The sequence below is a fragment of the Brevirhabdus pacifica genome, assembly GCF_002797755.1.
In the GTDB taxonomy this organism is placed as follows: Bacteria; Pseudomonadota; Alphaproteobacteria; order Rhodobacterales; family Rhodobacteraceae; genus Brevirhabdus; species Brevirhabdus pacifica.
The window spans coordinates 592,045-606,067 of sequence record NZ_PGFI01000011.1; the positions used below are offsets into that span (position 1 = coordinate 592,045).

The 14,023-nt window shown below is 68.8% G+C and carries 12 protein-coding genes and 1 pseudogene; 7 read left to right on the forward strand and 6 right to left on the reverse strand.

What is annotated here, in order from left to right:
- Window positions 1–50: 50 nt before the first annotated feature.
- The 3 genes from CLV77_RS03000 to glmM all read left to right on the forward strand — a co-directional run bounded on the left by CLV77_RS03000 (window position 51) and on the right by glmM (window position 3,524).
- Entirely contained in the window at window positions 51–1,055 is a 1,005-nt protein-coding gene (locus CLV77_RS03000) for a dihydroneopterin aldolase (protein ID WP_076979320.1), read from the forward strand.
- A 77-nt stretch (window positions 1,056–1,132) separates the two neighbouring features.
- On the forward strand, window positions 1,133–2,146 hold the full coding sequence (folP, locus tag CLV77_RS03005) for a dihydropteroate synthase (RefSeq protein ID WP_076979319.1): 1,014 nt from the start codon (window positions 1,133–1,135) through the stop codon (window positions 2,144–2,146).
- Between the two features lie 13 nt (window positions 2,147–2,159).
- Window positions 2,160–3,524: a phosphoglucosamine mutase gene (gene glmM / locus CLV77_RS03010; RefSeq protein WP_076979318.1), complete on the forward strand. Its 1,365-nt coding sequence runs from the start codon at window positions 2,160–2,162 to the stop codon at window positions 3,522–3,524.
- On the opposite strand, the gene CLV77_RS03015 is transcribed toward glmM, so the two are convergent.
- Window positions 3,487–4,407 (reverse strand): DMT family transporter, encoded by a 921-nt coding sequence (locus CLV77_RS03015; protein WP_076979317.1) that lies wholly within the window; start codon window positions 4,405–4,407, stop codon window positions 3,487–3,489. The genes glmM and CLV77_RS03015 overlap by 38 nt on opposite strands.
- Before the next feature lie 162 nt (window positions 4,408–4,569).
- Window positions 4,570–5,592, reverse strand: coding sequence for a ketol-acid reductoisomerase (gene ilvC, locus CLV77_RS03020; RefSeq protein ID WP_076979316.1), 1,023 nt, complete (start codon window positions 5,590–5,592; stop codon window positions 4,570–4,572).
- A gap of 192 nt (window positions 5,593–5,784) precedes the next feature.
- Between ilvC and CLV77_RS03025 the strand changes: the two genes are divergently transcribed.
- The 3 genes and pseudogenes from CLV77_RS03025 to CLV77_RS03035 all read left to right on the forward strand — a co-directional run bounded on the left by CLV77_RS03025 (window position 5,785) and on the right by CLV77_RS03035 (window position 7,986).
- Window positions 5,785–6,240 carry an Lrp/AsnC family transcriptional regulator gene (locus CLV77_RS03025; protein ID WP_076979315.1) on the forward strand — a complete coding sequence of 152 codons (456 nt, stop codon included), beginning with the start codon at window positions 5,785–5,787 and terminating at the stop codon, window positions 6,238–6,240.
- A pseudogene (locus CLV77_RS03030) lies at window positions 6,237–6,692 on the forward strand (Lrp/AsnC family transcriptional regulator); the annotation flags it as partial. The gene CLV77_RS03025 and the pseudogene CLV77_RS03030, both read left to right, overlap by 4 nt.
- Window positions 6,693–6,858: 166 nt before the next feature.
- The gene (locus CLV77_RS03035) at window positions 6,859–7,986 is read left to right on the forward strand and encodes an aminotransferase class V-fold PLP-dependent enzyme (protein ID WP_076979314.1); all 1,128 of its coding nucleotides are present in this window, start codon (window positions 6,859–6,861) and stop codon (window positions 7,984–7,986) included.
- Window positions 7,987–8,002: 16 nt separating this feature from the next.
- Here the strand turns inward: CLV77_RS03035 and CLV77_RS03040 are convergent, their stop codons facing one another.
- A complete protein-coding gene (locus CLV77_RS03040; RefSeq protein WP_076979313.1) occupies window positions 8,003–9,322 on the reverse strand; it encodes a UbiH/UbiF family hydroxylase in 1,320 nt (439 codons plus the stop codon).
- Window positions 9,323–9,353: 31 nt separating this feature from the next.
- Entirely contained in the window at window positions 9,354–10,010 is a 657-nt protein-coding gene (locus CLV77_RS03045) for a pyrimidine 5'-nucleotidase (RefSeq protein ID WP_076979312.1), read from the reverse strand.
- A 98-nt stretch (window positions 10,011–10,108) separates the two neighbouring features.
- Here CLV77_RS03045 and CLV77_RS03050 point away from each other — a divergent pair, with 98 nt between their 5' ends.
- Entirely contained in the window at window positions 10,109–10,750 is a 642-nt protein-coding gene (locus tag CLV77_RS03050) for a GntR family transcriptional regulator (protein WP_076979311.1), read from the forward strand.
- A 56-nt stretch (window positions 10,751–10,806) separates the two neighbouring features.
- On the opposite strand, the gene CLV77_RS03055 is transcribed toward CLV77_RS03050, so the two are convergent.
- Together CLV77_RS03055 and carA are read right to left on the reverse strand one after the other, a co-directional pair.
- A complete protein-coding gene (locus tag CLV77_RS03055; RefSeq protein WP_076979310.1) occupies window positions 10,807–12,648 on the reverse strand; it encodes a glycosyltransferase family 2 protein in 1,842 nt (613 codons plus the stop codon).
- Window positions 12,649–12,754: 106 nt separating this feature from the next.
- Window positions 12,755–13,912, reverse strand: a complete 1,158-nt coding sequence (gene carA / locus CLV77_RS03060) for a glutamine-hydrolyzing carbamoyl-phosphate synthase small subunit (protein WP_076979309.1) — start codon at window positions 13,910–13,912, stop codon at window positions 12,755–12,757.
- Window positions 13,913–14,023 lie beyond the last annotated feature (111 nt).

Sequence of the window (14,023 nt, forward strand, 5' to 3'; positions counted from 1 at the left end):
ATCGTCTATCCCTTGGCCCGAATACCTCCATCGCCGCCGGGGAACCCCAGATGTCCGACCGCCGCCACCCCGAACAAATCCTGCCTGAAGGGCCCGGTGCCGCCGATCCCGGCGACGAGACGGGCCTGGCCTTTGCCCATCCCGAGGCCCGCGCCGCCGCCAGTGCCGGGGACCCCACGCCCGTTGCCGACCGCATCTCGCTGCGCGACTACGTGGTCGAGGTCGAGATCGGCGCCTTCCAGGCCGAGCGTGACACCACCCAGCGCGTCCGTTTCAATGTCGTCGTCGAGGTCCGCGACCCCGACGCCCCCCTTTCGGACGATGTCGACCGCATCCTCAGCTATGACACGTTGATCGAGGCGATCCACGCCGAGCTGGCGGCCGAGCGGCTGAACCTTCTTGAAACCCTGGCCGAGCGTATTGCCGCCGCGATCCTGCGCCACCCGCTGGCCGCGCGGGTCTTCGTGCGCATCGAGAAGCTTGACCGCGTGCCCGGCGCCCTGGGGGTCGAGATCATGCGTGCCGGGGGCACGCCCGAGGCCGCTGCGACCCCGGCCGCGCAGGATATCGCCCCTCTCATCGTCCACCTGGACGAGGGGGCGCTTGACGACCCGGCGCTTCCCGCCGCCCTCGACAGGCTGGTGCGCATGGATGCGCCCGTGGTGCTGACCCTCGGGCCTGCCGCAGGCGCTCCGGCTGTGGCCGACGCCCGCGCCGCCCGCCGGATCGAGCTGCTGGCGATTGAACAGAACGCCTGGGCCCTCAGCGCCCGCTACCCCGACGCCGCCGTCGCCGACAGTCGGACCGAGCTGGACTGGGCCATCAAGAACGCGCCCCTGACCGTCTGGGCGCCGCCGCGGCTGGTCCTCGACAGCGCCAGCCCGCCCGCGCCCGGCGCGGGTCCGGCGGACCTGGCGGCCTGGCTGGCCGAGCAGTTGGGCGCCCGGCGTCTGCTGTGGCTGACCGCCGACGGGCACCCATCGGCCGGGGGCGAAAATGCAGACCCGAGGTTCGAATACCGCAGCTTGCGCGAACTGGACTCCGAAAGGGGCTGATCTACCTTGGCGCTGCCCGGGGTGACTGGCCCGATCCGCCGCCCCGTCCCGCAAAGCCGGAACCGCGAAAGACCGCAATGAGCACATACTACCGACCCCTCGCCCAGACTGATCCCTGCCGCCCCTCGTCGGCCCTGCCGGTGGCCGGCGGCTGGAGCTGGTTCAAGACCGTCGAGGTCATGGAGCGCGGGCGCAGGGGCCATCGCCTGCCAGTGGGCGAGGTGCCGTCGGACATCCTGGACCGGCTGACCGGTGCGCGCCCGCCGATCGCGGGTATGCAATGGGGCCAGCCCCACGTGATGGGGATCCTCAATGTCACGCCCGACAGCTTTTCGGACGGCGGCGATTTCGACGCGCCCGACGCGGCGCTGGCCCAGGCCCGCGCCATTGCCGAGGCGGGGGCCGATATCCTGGACATCGGCGGCGAAAGCACCCGCCCCGGCGCCGAGACCGTCCCCGACAAGACCGAAATCGCCCGCACGGCCCCGCTGATCCGCGCCCTGCGCGGGGGCGGCGTGACGCTGCCCATTTCGATCGACACGCGCAAGGCGCCCGTGGCCGAGGCCGCGCTGGAGGCCGGGGCGGACCTCATCAACGACGTCTCGGCCCTGAGCCATGACCCGGCCCTTGCCACCCTGGCCGCGCGGGAGGGCGCACCGGTCTGCCTGATGCACGCCCAGGGTGACCCGGCGGTCATGCAGGACGATCCCCGGTATGACGACGTGCTGTTCGACGTTTATGACCACCTGTCCGCGCGGGTCGACGCGGCGGTGGCCGCTGGCATCCGCCGCGAGCGGATCATCGTCGATCCCGGCATCGGCTTCGGCAAGACCAAGGAACACAACCTGCGTCTGCTGACCCACCTGAGCCTGTTCCACGGGCTGGGCTGCCCCGTTCTGCTGGGGGTGTCGCGCAAGCGATTCATCGGAACCATCGGCCGGGCCCCCGAGGCCCGGGACAGGCTGCCCGGCTCGTTGGCCGTGGCATTGCACGGGATCATGCAGGGCGTGCAGATCGTCCGGGTCCATGATACCCCCCAGACCATACAGGCCATCCGCCTCTGGCAGGCGCTCGGCGCAACGATTGATTGAGCGGGAGCGACACATGACACGCAAGCTTTTCGGAACGGACGGGGTGCGGGGACGCGCGAATGTCCATCCCATGACCGCCGAGATGGCCCTGCGCATCGGCGCGGCGGCGGGGCGGTATTTCCGCCGCGACGGCTCGGCCGCGCACCGGGTGGTGATCGGCAAGGACACGCGCCTGTCGGGCTACATGTTCGAAAGTGCGCTGACGGCGGGCTTCACCTCCACCGGGCTCAACGTGCTGCTGCTGGGGCCTGTGCCGACGCCGGCGGTGGGGCTTCTGACCCATTCCATGCGCGCCGACGTGGGCGTCATGATCTCGGCCAGCCACAATCCCGCCCATGACAACGGCATCAAGTTCTTCGGCCCCGACGGCTTCAAGCTGTCGGATGACGACGAGGCCGAGATCGAGGCCCTGGCCGCCAACGAGATCCGCCCCGCCGAGGCCGGCAACATCGGCCGCGCGAAGCGCATCGACGACGGCCGGTTCCGGTATGTGGAGCGGGTGAAATCCTCGTTTCCGGCCAAGCGCCGCCTCGACGGGCTGAAGGTGGTTGTCGACTGTGCCAACGGTGCCGCCTACCGCGCAGCACCCGAGGTGCTGTGGGAACTGGGCGCCGAGGTGGTGCCGCTGGGCGTCTCGCCCAACGGGTTCAACATCAACGACGGCTGCGGCTCGACCGCGCCCGAGGCGGCGGCCCGGCTGGTGCGCGAAAGCGGCGCCGACCTGGGCATCTGCCTTGATGGCGACGCCGACCGCCTGATCATCATCGACGAGACCGGCGCCGTTGCCGACGGCGACCAGATCATGGGGCTGTTCGCCCGCCGTTTCGCCGCCGAGGGGCGGCTGGCGGGCAACACGCTGGTGGCGACTGTCATGTCGAACCTGGGGCTGGAGCGGATGCTGGCCGAGGAGGGGATTGCCCTGCACCGCACCCCCGTCGGCGACCGCTACGTGGTCGAGGCCATGCGCGAGAAGGGGTTCAACCTGGGCGGCGAACAGTCGGGCCACATCGTGATGACCGACCATGCCACCACCGGCGACGGTCTGATGGCCGCGCTGCAGTTCCTGGCCGCCATGGTCGAGACCGGCCAGCCTGCCAGCGCCCTGGCCCGCCAGTTCGAGCGCTGCCCGCAGATTCTGGAAAATGTCCGCTACGCCGCCGGGCAGGATCCGCTGTCGGATCCCTCGGTGGTCCGCGCCATCGCTGATGCCGAGGCTCGGCTGGAAGGGCGCGGCCGGTTGCTGATCCGCAAGTCGGGGACAGAGCCGCTGATCCGCGTGATGGCCGAGTGCGAGGATCAGCAGATCCTGCGCGAGGTGGTCGACAGCGTCGCCGGCACGGTCACCGAGGCGACCACAGCCGCCACAGCCGCTGGCTGATCGCCATCCCGGCCAGGATCAGCGCCAGCGCCCCCAGAAGGCGCAGCGGCAGCGGTTCGGCCAGGAATAGCGCCGAGAAGATCACCGACCAGATCGGCACCTGGTAGTTGGTCAGCGCCAGGAAACTGGGGCCCGCACTGCGTACCACGCTGACCCGCAGCAGGTTGGCGAGCGCCGTGGGGCCGATGCCCAGCAGCAACAGGGCCAGCCCGGCGGGCGTTGCCAGGGTGGCGGGCGCCCCCTCGGTCGCCCAGGCCAGCGGCCCCATCAGGCAGGCGGCCAGCACCGTCTGTGCCGTTGCCAGGGCCAGGCTGTCCATGGGCGGGCAAAGCCGGGTCACGATCGACGACGAGGCATAGCAGAAGGCGGCGCCCAGGCAGGCCAGCGCGCCCCATTTCTCCATCCCGCCGCCGGCAAACAGGGCCGCAGGGCCGATAAGAACCACCACCCCCGCAAATCCCAGCGCAAAGCCCAACAGCTTGCGCCCGTTCAGCCGGTCGCCGGGGATGAAGACATGGGCCAGCGGCAGAACAAACAGCGCGATCGCCGCCATGGTGATCCCGGCAAAGCCGGAGGTCACGTATTGCTGTCCCCAGCTCAGCAGGAAGAAGGGCAGCGCCGCGCCCAGGATGGCGATCGCCACTAGGTAGGGCAGCCGCCGCTGCCCATCACGGGGCAGGGCAGTGCCAAGGCCGCCGCGCAGCCAAAGGATCAGCAGCAGCGTCAGCGCCGCCACCCCCAGCCGCCCGGCGGCCACCGTTACCGGGCCAAAGCCGCGCAGCGCCAGGTTCATGCCCATGAAGGCCGCCCCCCAGATCACGCCCAGACTGATGATGGCTAGCCAGTTGGCGCGGGTGGGCGGCAGCGTCGGCAGGGCGGGCATGGGCGTTCCGTTCGCAGGTCATCGGTATCGGTCGGGCAGGCAGCGGTGGGCAGGGACAGGGCCACAAGCCCGAAGACCTGCGGCCCAACAAGAAAAAGGCAACCCCGGGGGCTGCCTTTTCCGTTTTCTTCGTTCTAAGGGCCGCGGCGGGACCGCGTTTCCTCAGTTCTTTGCCTTGTCGACCATCTTGCCGGCCGAGATCCAAGGCATCATGCCGCGAAGCTTCTCGCCAACCTCTTCGATCTGGTGGGCGTCGTTCATGCGGCGGGTGCCCTTGAAGAAGGGCTGACCTGCCTGGTTTTCCTGCATGAAGTCACGCACGAATGCGCCGGTCTGGATGTCGCGCAGAATGCCTTTCATCCGGGCCTTGGTCTCGTCGTAGGGCAGAACCCGCGGGCCCGAGACATACTCGCCATACTCGGCGGTGTTCGAGATCGAGTAGTTCATGTTGGCGATGCCGCCTTCGTAGATCAGGTCCACGATCAGCTTCACCTCATGCAGACACTCGAAATAGGCCATCTCGGGGGCATAGCCCGCCTCGACCAGCGTCTCGAAGCCCATGCGGATCAGCTCGACCAGGCCGCCACACAGAACCGCCTGCTCGCCGAAGAGGTCGGTCTCGCACTCTTCCTTGAAGTTGGTCTCGATGATGCCCGAGCGGCCGCCACCAATGGCCGAGCAATAGCTGAGCGCGGTTTCCAGCGCCTTGCCCGAAGCGTCCTGGTCAACAGCCACCAGGCAGGGCACGCCGCCGCCTTTGGTGTATTCGCTGCGCACGGTGTGGCCGGGGCCCTTGGGGGCCATCATGATCACGTCGACGCCGGGCTTGGGCTCGATCAGGCCGAAATGCACGTTCAGGCCGTGGGCGAACGCGATGGCCGAACCTTCGCGCAGGTTGTCGTGGACGTATTTCTTGTAGGTCTCGGCCTGCAGTTCGTCGGGCATGGTGAACATCATCAGGTCGCACCAGGCGGCGGCCTCGGCGATGCCCATGACCTTCAGGCCCTCGCCTTCGGCCTTCTTGGCGCTGGGCGAGCCTTCGCGCAGGGCGACGACGAGGTTCTTGGCACCGGAATCGCGCAGGTTCAGCGCGTGGGCGTGGCCCTGGCTGCCGTAGCCCAGGATCGCGACCTTCTTGTCCTTGATCAGGTTGATGTCGCAATCGCGATCATAATAAACGCGCATGACGGCGTTCCTTCCTTACTGGTTGTCATTCTGGCGGCAACCTAGGCCCAAGCCACGGCATGCGGAAGTCGAAATTCAATTCATTTGCGGGTTTTCGTGAATTTCAATTCGCGGTATTCCACATGGATGAAATAACGATGTGCATCCATGCCGCATCGCAACATTCCGAGGCCCGGAGAGGACAGGCAACCAGTGCTGGACGACACAGACCGCCGCCTCTTGCGGATCCTTCAGGCCCGCCCCGACCTGCCCACGGCAGAGCTTGCCCGCGAGGTCGGCCTGACCGCAGCCACCTGCTGGCGACGCGTCACCCGCCTGACCGAGGAGGGGGTGATCCGTGGCCAGCGCGCGATCATCGACTGGCGCGCGCTGGGCTACGGGGTGGAAGTTTCGCTGCGCTTCACCCTGGACAAGACACAGCGCGGCGCCTTCGACGAGTTCATGGCCGCCGCCCGTGAGGTCCCCGAGGTCCACGAGATCCAAACGTTCCTTGGCAAGGTCGACGTGCGCCTGAACATCCTGGCCCGCGACATGCCCCACTACCAGGAGATCTACCGCCGACGCATTCTGGCGCTGCCCCATATCGCCGATATCGAGGCGCTGATGCTGGTGGCCACCGTCAAATCCGACCTGGCGCTGCCGCTATGATCGCGCTGGATGACATCGACCGCCGGCTGCTGCTGGCCCTGGCAGAGGATGCGACCCTGTCGTCGGGGGCGCTCGGTCGCCGACTTGGCCTTTCGCAGCCCGCCGCCTGGCGCCGGGTGCGCAGGTTGGAGGAGGCCGGTATCATCGCCGGGCGCCGCCTGGATCTGGATACCGAGCGGCTGGGCTTCGGCGTGACCGTGTTCCTGGGCGTGAAGCTGGCCACCAAGGGGCGCGTCAGCCTCGAGGATTTCGAGCGCGCGGTCTCGGCCATCCCCGAGGTGCAGACCGTCCAGCATGTGCTGGGTCTTTATGATTACCGGCTGCGCATCGTCGCCCGCGACCTCAGCGATTTTGAGCGTGTCCTCCGCCGCCGCCTGATGACCCTGCCCGGCGTGGGCGAGGTCGAGGCGAACGTGCTGCTGTCGGAAGAGCGTCTGCCGGGGCCGCTGGGCGTGCGCGCAGCCGCCCGGGGCGGACGCGACGGAGGCGATGGAGACGGGGAAGGCGGGCCCGAAACGACGGGCAATTCACCCGGCGAATAGCAGCTATGGGCAGAAACGCCTTGCCCTGCGCCATGTTGCCGCCCTAGGACTCGCCCAGCTTTGAAGGAGACCTACGATGGCCGCGCTGCTCGATACAGTCGATCCCGACGGATTGCTCGAATTTTCGGTGGTATTCACCGACCGCTCGCTCAACCACATGAGCAAGGCGTTTCAGCAGGTGATGCGCGACATCTCGGGCATGCTGGGCGAGGTCTACAACTCCGACGGCGTGGCGCTTGTGCCCGGCGGCGGCACCTACGCGATGGAGGCGGTCGCCCGCCAGTTCGGCGCCGGTGCCCACGCGATGATCGTGCGCAACGGCTGGTTCTCCTATCGCTGGAGCCAGATCTTCGAAGCCGGCGGCATGGCCCGGGAAACCACTGTCTTCAAGGCGCGCCAGATCGGCAACGACAGCCGCGCCCCCTATGCCCCCGCTCCGATCGAAGAGGTGACCCGCGCCATCCGCGAGGCCCGTCCCGACGTGGTCTTCGCCCCCCACGTGGAAACCTCGGCCGGGCTTATCCTGCCCGAGGCCTATGTCACCGCCCTGGCCTCCGCTGCCCACGAGGTGGGCGCGCTGCTGGTGCTGGACTGCATCGCCAGCGGGTGTGCCTGGATCGACATGAAGGCCACCGGCGTCGATGTGCTGATCTCGGCGCCGCAGAAGGGCTGGTCGGCCTCGCCCTCGGCCGGGCTGGTGATGATGAGCGAGCGGGCTCTGGCCCGGCTGGAGGAGACGAAATCTGACAGCTTCGCGATGGACCTGGCCAAGTGGCGCTCGATCATGGTCGCCTATGAACAGGGCGGTCACGCCTATCACGCGACCATGCCCACCGACGCGCTGCACGATTTCCGCGACACAATGCTGGAGACCCGCGAATACGGTTTCGACAAGCTGTGCGAGCGCCAGTGGGAGCTGGGCCGCCGCGTGCGTGCCCTGCTGCAGGAGCGTGGGGTGCAGTCGGTCGCGGCCGAAGGGTTTGGCGCGCCGGGCGTGGTCGTCAGCTACACCGACGACCCGGACGTGCAGAACGGCAGCGCCTTCGCCGCGCGGGGCATGCAGATCGCGGCCGGCGTGCCGCTGCAATGCGACGAGCCCGAGGATTTTCGCACCTTCCGCCTGGGCCTCTTCGGGCTGGACAAGCTTTACGATGTCGACGCCACCGTCGCGCGCCTGACCAAGGTGCTGGACGCGGTGCTCTGATCCCGGGGCGCGCGGGTCAGCCGACCGGCGCGCCCCCTTCCTTCTTCGCGGAGCTGTCGGTCGCCTCGCCGCCGGGCGCTTCGGCCCCGGCGCCCAGGCCCAGCCGCATCAGGCCCGTGCGCACCGGCGCCAGGCCGTGGATCAGCTCCAGCCCCTTCAGCCGCCCGTCGCGCAGGATCGGGGCCCCGGCCATCGACGCCCGGTTCAACAGGTCCACACCCGCGACCCGCGCCCGCAGTTCGGGCCAGCGGCGGCGCTGGTAGGCATCCAGCACGTCGTCGGACCCCGGATCGCCCCCCGACTCAAGCGCCAGGTCCAGCAACAGCGCGATGTCCCCGATGCTCATGTTCAGGCCTTGTGCGCCGATCGGGGGCACCACATGGGCGGCCTCTGCGATGAGGGCGCTGCGCTGGGCGGTCAGCCGCTCGGCGATCTGGCTGACGATTGGCCAGAGGCCCCGGGGTCCGATCAGCCGCAGCGGACCCAGCACGCCCGCCGACCGTTCGGTCATCAGCGCCTCGAACTCGGCCACATCCAGGCTGGCCAGTCGCTGCGCCTCGGGGCCGCTTTCCATCCACACCACGGCCGAGCGCGGCCGCCCCTCGTGATCGGGCAGGGGGACGAGGGTGAAGGGGCCGCCGGTGCGGTGAACCTCGGTCGAGACATTGTCATGGGGCCGGTCGTGGCCCACCGCGAAGGTCAGCGCCTTCTGCCCGTAGCGGGTGACACGGGCCGTAATGCCAAGCGCCTCGCGCACGCGGGATTCGCGCCCGTCGGCCGCGATCAGAAGCCGCGCGCGGACCGGCGCGCCCTGGCTCAGGGTGACATGGGCATGGGCCTCGCGGGTCAGCACGTCGCGGGTGGCAGTGCCCGGCAGCAGGGTGACGTGCGGCAGCTCGTTCAGCCGTGCCAGCAGCTCGCGCCGCAACAGCCAGTTGGGAAAGTTCCAGCCGAAGGGTGTGTCCTCGGACAGATCCCGGCTTTCGAAATCGCAGGTGGCGCGGGGCGCAGCCTCCTCGCCGCCGGCATCGACGATCCGCATCACCCGCAGCGCCGAGGCGTGGGGCAGCAGCCTGTCCCAGACGCCCGCACGCCGCAGCAGCGCGCGCGCCGGTTGCAGCAGGGCGGTGGTGCGCAGGTCGGCGCCGGGGGCCTCGGCCTCGGTCACCTGGGGGGCGGGGTCGACACAGATGACCGCGTAGCCCGCGCTGCCGAAGGCCGCGGCCGCCGTCAGCCCCGCGATGCCGCCGCCCGAGATCAGCACATCGGTCTGGCGCGGCCGCTCCGGCCTTCCGTCCCGGCGGGCTGATCGGCCCTGATACTGGCTGTCGGTCATCGGTGCGGATCCTTCGCGGCGGGGGCGGCCTTCATGTGCAACGTCCGAGAAAGGCACACAGGTCGTCGGTGTGATGATGGATATGGGGCGCGGGGCTTGCGTCGGGGGCGACGTGGACCGTGCGCATTCCCATCTCGTGGGGGGCCAGCAGATTGCGGGCGTCATCCTCGAACATCGAGGCCACCTCGGGTCGGCAGCCGTCGCGGGCAAAGATCGCCTCGAAGGCCTGGCGGCGAGGCTTGGGGTGAAACCCCGCATCCTCCACCCCGTAGACCGCGTCGAAACAGCCGGCCAGGCCGCGCCCTTCCAGCACCCGCCGCGCATAGGGGGCAGAGCCGTTGGTGTAGACGATCCGCCGCCCCGGCAGCGCCGAGATTGCGGCGGCCAGCGCCGGATCGGGCTCCAGCGCCGAGAAATCGATCTCGTGCACCTCGACCAGATATTCGTGCGGATCGGCGCCGTGAACCTCCATCAGCCCGGCCAGCGTCGTGCCGTAATCGCGCCAGTAAAGGGCGCGCAGGCGGCTGGCCTCGGCCTCCGAAACGCTCAGGCTGCGGGCCACCCAATCGGTCATCCGCCGCTCGATCTGGTCGAATAGGCGCACCGAGGGCGGGTATAGCGTATTGTCCAAGTCGAAGACCCAGGTCGAGACATGGGAAAACTGGTCGGTGATCTGCGGGTGCGCCATGGGCCGAAGCTAGCGCGGCGCGCGTGCGGCTTCAACGTCACTTGCGTTGTTTTGCATGTTTCGGATAGCGTGCCGCGTCCGACCAAAGGCAAGGAAACATGAGCGAAGACAGACCCCAGCAGAAAGACGCGTATTCCCTGATTCTCGATGCGATCGACGTGGGGATCTATCGCCCTGGCGACCGGCTGGTCGAAAGCGAGCTGGCCGAGCGGTTCGGCGTGTCGCGGACCCCGATCCGCGAGGCGCTGCAGCGGCTTGAGACCCAGTCGCTGCTGTCCCGGGACGGGCGCAGCCTGATGGTCGCCTCGCTGGATCACAACCAGATGGCCGAGCTTTACGAGGTGCGCATCGAGCTTGAGGGCCTGGCCGCGCGGCTGGCCGCCCGCCACGCCACCGAGGCCGAGGGCCGCGTTCTGCAATCCTTCATCGACGAGGACCGGGAGCTGCTGGGCGACCCCTCGGCGCTGGCGCGGGCCAACCGCCGGTTCCACCGTCAGATCCACCTGGCCTCGCACAACCGTTTCCTGGTGCAGCAGCTGGACCTGGTCTACCGCTCGATGACGCTGATGGCGACGACCTCGCTGGCCGTCGAGGGGCGGGGCCACATCGCCCTGGCCGAGCATCAGAGCATCGTCGACGCCATCCGGTCGCGCGACGGGGACGCCGCCTATGCGGCGCTGCGCGAACATATCTCGATGGCCTTCGAGACCCGGTTGAAGAACGACGCCAGCGAGTTCTGACGCCCCCGGTCGCGTCGCGTCCCCCCTGATCCGCCGCGCCGGTGGCCGCCCCTGCCTTAGGCCGGGGGACGCCCCGCGCCGCCGGCCTCGCGCGCGGCCGGATCGACCCCGTGGGGGGTCTTGTCCCAGTAGAAGGGCAGGAACAGCAATTCCCCCGCCGCCTTGGTCATCGCCAGCGAGGCCAGGGGAAAATAAAGGTGCATCGACAGGATCCACGGCATCAGCGGGGGCGTTCCCCGCCGCGCCACCGCCAGCAGCGCCACTGCCATCGCCGCGATCTCGGCCAGCAGGAACCCGACCTGGAAGGCGCGCACCGCCTCGGGCGACAGGTGCAGCGCGGCCGGGTGCAGGAGCCCGAAACTCAAAAGCCAGAAGGACAGCAGCACCGGGGCCAGGGCAAAGCCGATCAACGTGCCCAGAAACAGGACCTGCAAGGCCAAGAAGCGCCGCAACCCCAGGTCACGCAAAAGGGCCCCTGGTCTGTGCATGTGGACCATGTAGGTCATGGCATAGCCCTTCAGCCAACGCGATCGCTGACGCACCCACGGCATGATCCGGCAGGTCGCCTCCTCGCGCGTGACCGAGGCGGCAAGCTCGGTCCGGTAGCCGAACCGCGCAAGCCGGATGCCCAGATCTGCATCCTCGGTGACGTTGTGGGCGTCCCAACCGCCCAGCTCCTCCAGCACGGCCCGGCGGATGAAAAGCGAGGTGCCGCCCAGCGGGATCGGCAGGCCCAGCCCCTCGAACCCCGGCAGGACGACCCGGAACCAGGTCGCGTATTCGATGGTGAAACAGCGCGACAGCCAGTTGGTGTCGGTGTTGTAGTAATCCAGCACGCATTGCACACAGGCCACGCGCGATCCGGCCTGGAACAGGTGCTGCACCACCTTGCGGATCTGGTCGGGTTCGGGCGCGTCCTCGGCGTCATAGATGCCGATGATGCTGCCGCGACAGAATGGCAGGGCGAAGTTCAGCGCCCGTGGCTTGGTGCGCAGCGGACCGTGGGGCACGACGATCACCCGGACGTGGTCGGGCAGGCTGGCGCAGCTCAACCCGGCGCGGGTGGGGCGGTCCCGCTCCTCGACGATCAGGCAGATTTCCAGCCGGTCGGAGGGATAGTCCAGCCGCCCCAGCCGTTGCATCAACCGCTCGGTGATCCGCTCCTCGCGCAGCAGGGGCACGAGGACCGAAACCATCGGCAACCGCGCCTGGGCGACATCGGCCCCCGCGTTGCCGCTCCCGGCGCTTGCCTCCGTCTCCGCCAAGACGGGCCGTCGGGCCGGCGCGACAGCCGTCGTCAAGGGCACCACCACCGCCTCCGGGACAGGTTGCGGGCGTCGCCAGGCCCGCAGCGCGGCCGCGACCTTCAGGAAGGTGTTCAGCGCCAGCACGCAAGCGGCCAGGATGAAGACCAGCGTGAAAACCTGTGACGGGCTGCCCAGCGACAACCCGGTCAGCGCCAGCAACCCGCCCGACATCAATTGCCCCCGCCCCGGCCCGGCCAGGTCGCGACAGCTATGGGCCGCCGGCAACCCCCGCTCGGCCTCGCGCACCAGATCGCCCCGGCGCAGGCGCAGGATCTCATCCTGGATCTCTCGGCGCGGGGCGGTGCAGGTCACGACCGGCCCCAGACGCTGGACCAGCCTGCGCCGCGCGGTGGGTGAAAGAGGGGCGGCCGAGGCCAGCAGCACCGCGCCGCCCACGTCGCGCAGGGGCAGCACCGACAGCCGCAGGCAAAGCCGCGCGCCGGCGCGGTCCAGCAATCGGGGATCGGCTGGGGGAAGGGGATGAACGGAACCGGGCGCCGGCGCCTTGGCCGCCGGCGCGGCGGTAACCGGATGCGGCGCAGCCGCAAGCGGCGGTGCGGCAGCACCCATATCCGACAAGAGCGATCCCATCGCGAAACTCCTCAAGAGTCTCTTGATGAAACCGCCCCTAGGTTAAGCTGCGATTAACGGAAGTGCTCAGGCGGGGCGGCGCATGGTGCCGCCCCCGCCCGATGGATCAGGCCTGTTCGCGGATCGCGTCGCTGAAACGCTCGAACAGGTAAAGGCTGTCCTGCGGCCCGGGGCTGGCCTCGGGGTGGTACTGGACCGAGTAGACGGGCCGGTCGGTCATGCGGATGCCGCAGTTCGAACCGTCGAAAAGCGACACATGCGTCTCCATCACACCCTCGGGCAGCGACTGGCTGTCGACGGTGAAGCCGTGGTTCATCGACGTGATCTCGACCTTGCCGGTCTCGACGTTCTTGACCGGGTGGTTTGCGCCGTGATGGCCGTGGTTCATCTTGACCGTGCGGGCGCCCAGGGCGCGGGCCAGGATCTGGTGGCCGAGGCAGATGCCGAAGACGGGGATCTGCGACTTGGCCAGCACTTCCTGCACCGTCGGCACGGCGTATTCGCCGGTCGCCGCCGGATCGCCCGGGCCGTTCGACAGGAACAGGCCCTGCGGATCATGGGCCAGGATCTCCTCGGCGGTGGCGGTGGCGGGCAGCACGGTCACATCGCAACCGGCCGAGGCCAGGCTGCGCAGGATGTTGCGTTTGGCGCCGTAGTCGATCGCCACGACCCGGTGGCCCGGCTCTGTGCGCGGCTGGAACCCGTCGGGCCAGGCCCAACGCATCTCGTTCCACTGGTAGGTCTGGGCGCAGGTGACCTCTTTGGCCAGATCCAGCCCCACCAACCCGGGAAAGCCGCGGGCGGCGGCGACCAGCGCCTCGATGTCGAAATTGCCGTCGGGCGCATGGATCAGCGCCACATGGGGCGCGCCCTGCTGGCGGATGGCGCGGGTCAGGCGCCGGGTGTCGATGCCGCCGATGCCGATACGACCGCGCTTGGCCATCCAGTCCGAGAGATCCTCGGCGGCGCGCCAGCTTGAGGGTTCGGTCGGATCCCATTTCACGACGATGCCGGCCGCGACCGGCTCGCCGCTCTCGTCATCGTCGGGATTGACCCCGACGTTGCCCACATGGGGGAAGGTGAAGGTGACGACCTGGCCGGCATAGGACGGATCGGTCATGATCTCTTGGTAGCCGGTCATTGCGGTGTTGAAACACAGCTCGGCCGTGGTTTCGCCAGTGGCGCCGAAACCCTTGCCAAAGAACAGGGTGCCATCGGCCAGGGCCAGGCAGGCGGTGGGGTGATTGGTCGACTTGTCGGACATTCCGGCAGGCATGGGGCAGCTCCAATGCTCAAACTGGCCGGAACCTATTGACTGGGCCAGTCACGGTCAAGGGGGGCGGCCAAATAGAAAACTCAATATTATCAGTATCTT

What these genes read in the sequence shown, in the direction of transcription:
- CLV77_RS03000 (WP_076979320.1), top strand. Translation starts at nt 51, where the DNA reads ATGTCCGACCGCCGCCACCCCGAACAAATCCTGCCTGAAGGGCCCGGT.
- folP (WP_076979319.1), top strand. Translation starts at nt 1,133, where the DNA reads ATGAGCACATACTACCGACCCCTCGCCCAGACTGATCCCTGCCGCCCC.
- glmM (WP_076979318.1), top strand. Translation starts at nt 2,160, where the DNA reads ATGACACGCAAGCTTTTCGGAACGGACGGGGTGCGGGGACGCGCGAAT.
- CLV77_RS03015 (WP_076979317.1), bottom strand. Translation starts at nt 4,407, where the DNA reads ATGCCCGCCCTGCCGACGCTGCCGCCCACCCGCGCCAACTGGCTAGCC.
- ilvC (WP_076979316.1), bottom strand. Translation starts at nt 5,592, where the DNA reads ATGCGCGTTTATTATGATCGCGATTGCGACATCAACCTGATCAAGGAC.
- CLV77_RS03035 (WP_076979314.1), top strand. Translation starts at nt 6,859, where the DNA reads ATGGCCGCGCTGCTCGATACAGTCGATCCCGACGGATTGCTCGAATTT.
- CLV77_RS03040 (WP_076979313.1), bottom strand. Translation starts at nt 9,322, where the DNA reads ATGACCGACAGCCAGTATCAGGGCCGATCAGCCCGCCGGGACGGAAGG.
- CLV77_RS03045 (WP_076979312.1), bottom strand. Translation starts at nt 10,010, where the DNA reads ATGGCGCACCCGCAGATCACCGACCAGTTTTCCCATGTCTCGACCTGG.
- CLV77_RS03050 (WP_076979311.1), top strand. Translation starts at nt 10,109, where the DNA reads ATGAGCGAAGACAGACCCCAGCAGAAAGACGCGTATTCCCTGATTCTC.
- CLV77_RS03055 (WP_076979310.1), bottom strand. Translation starts at nt 12,648, where the DNA reads ATGGGATCGCTCTTGTCGGATATGGGTGCTGCCGCACCGCCGCTTGCG.
- carA (WP_076979309.1), bottom strand. Translation starts at nt 13,912, where the DNA reads ATGTCCGACAAGTCGACCAATCACCCCACCGCCTGCCTGGCCCTGGCC.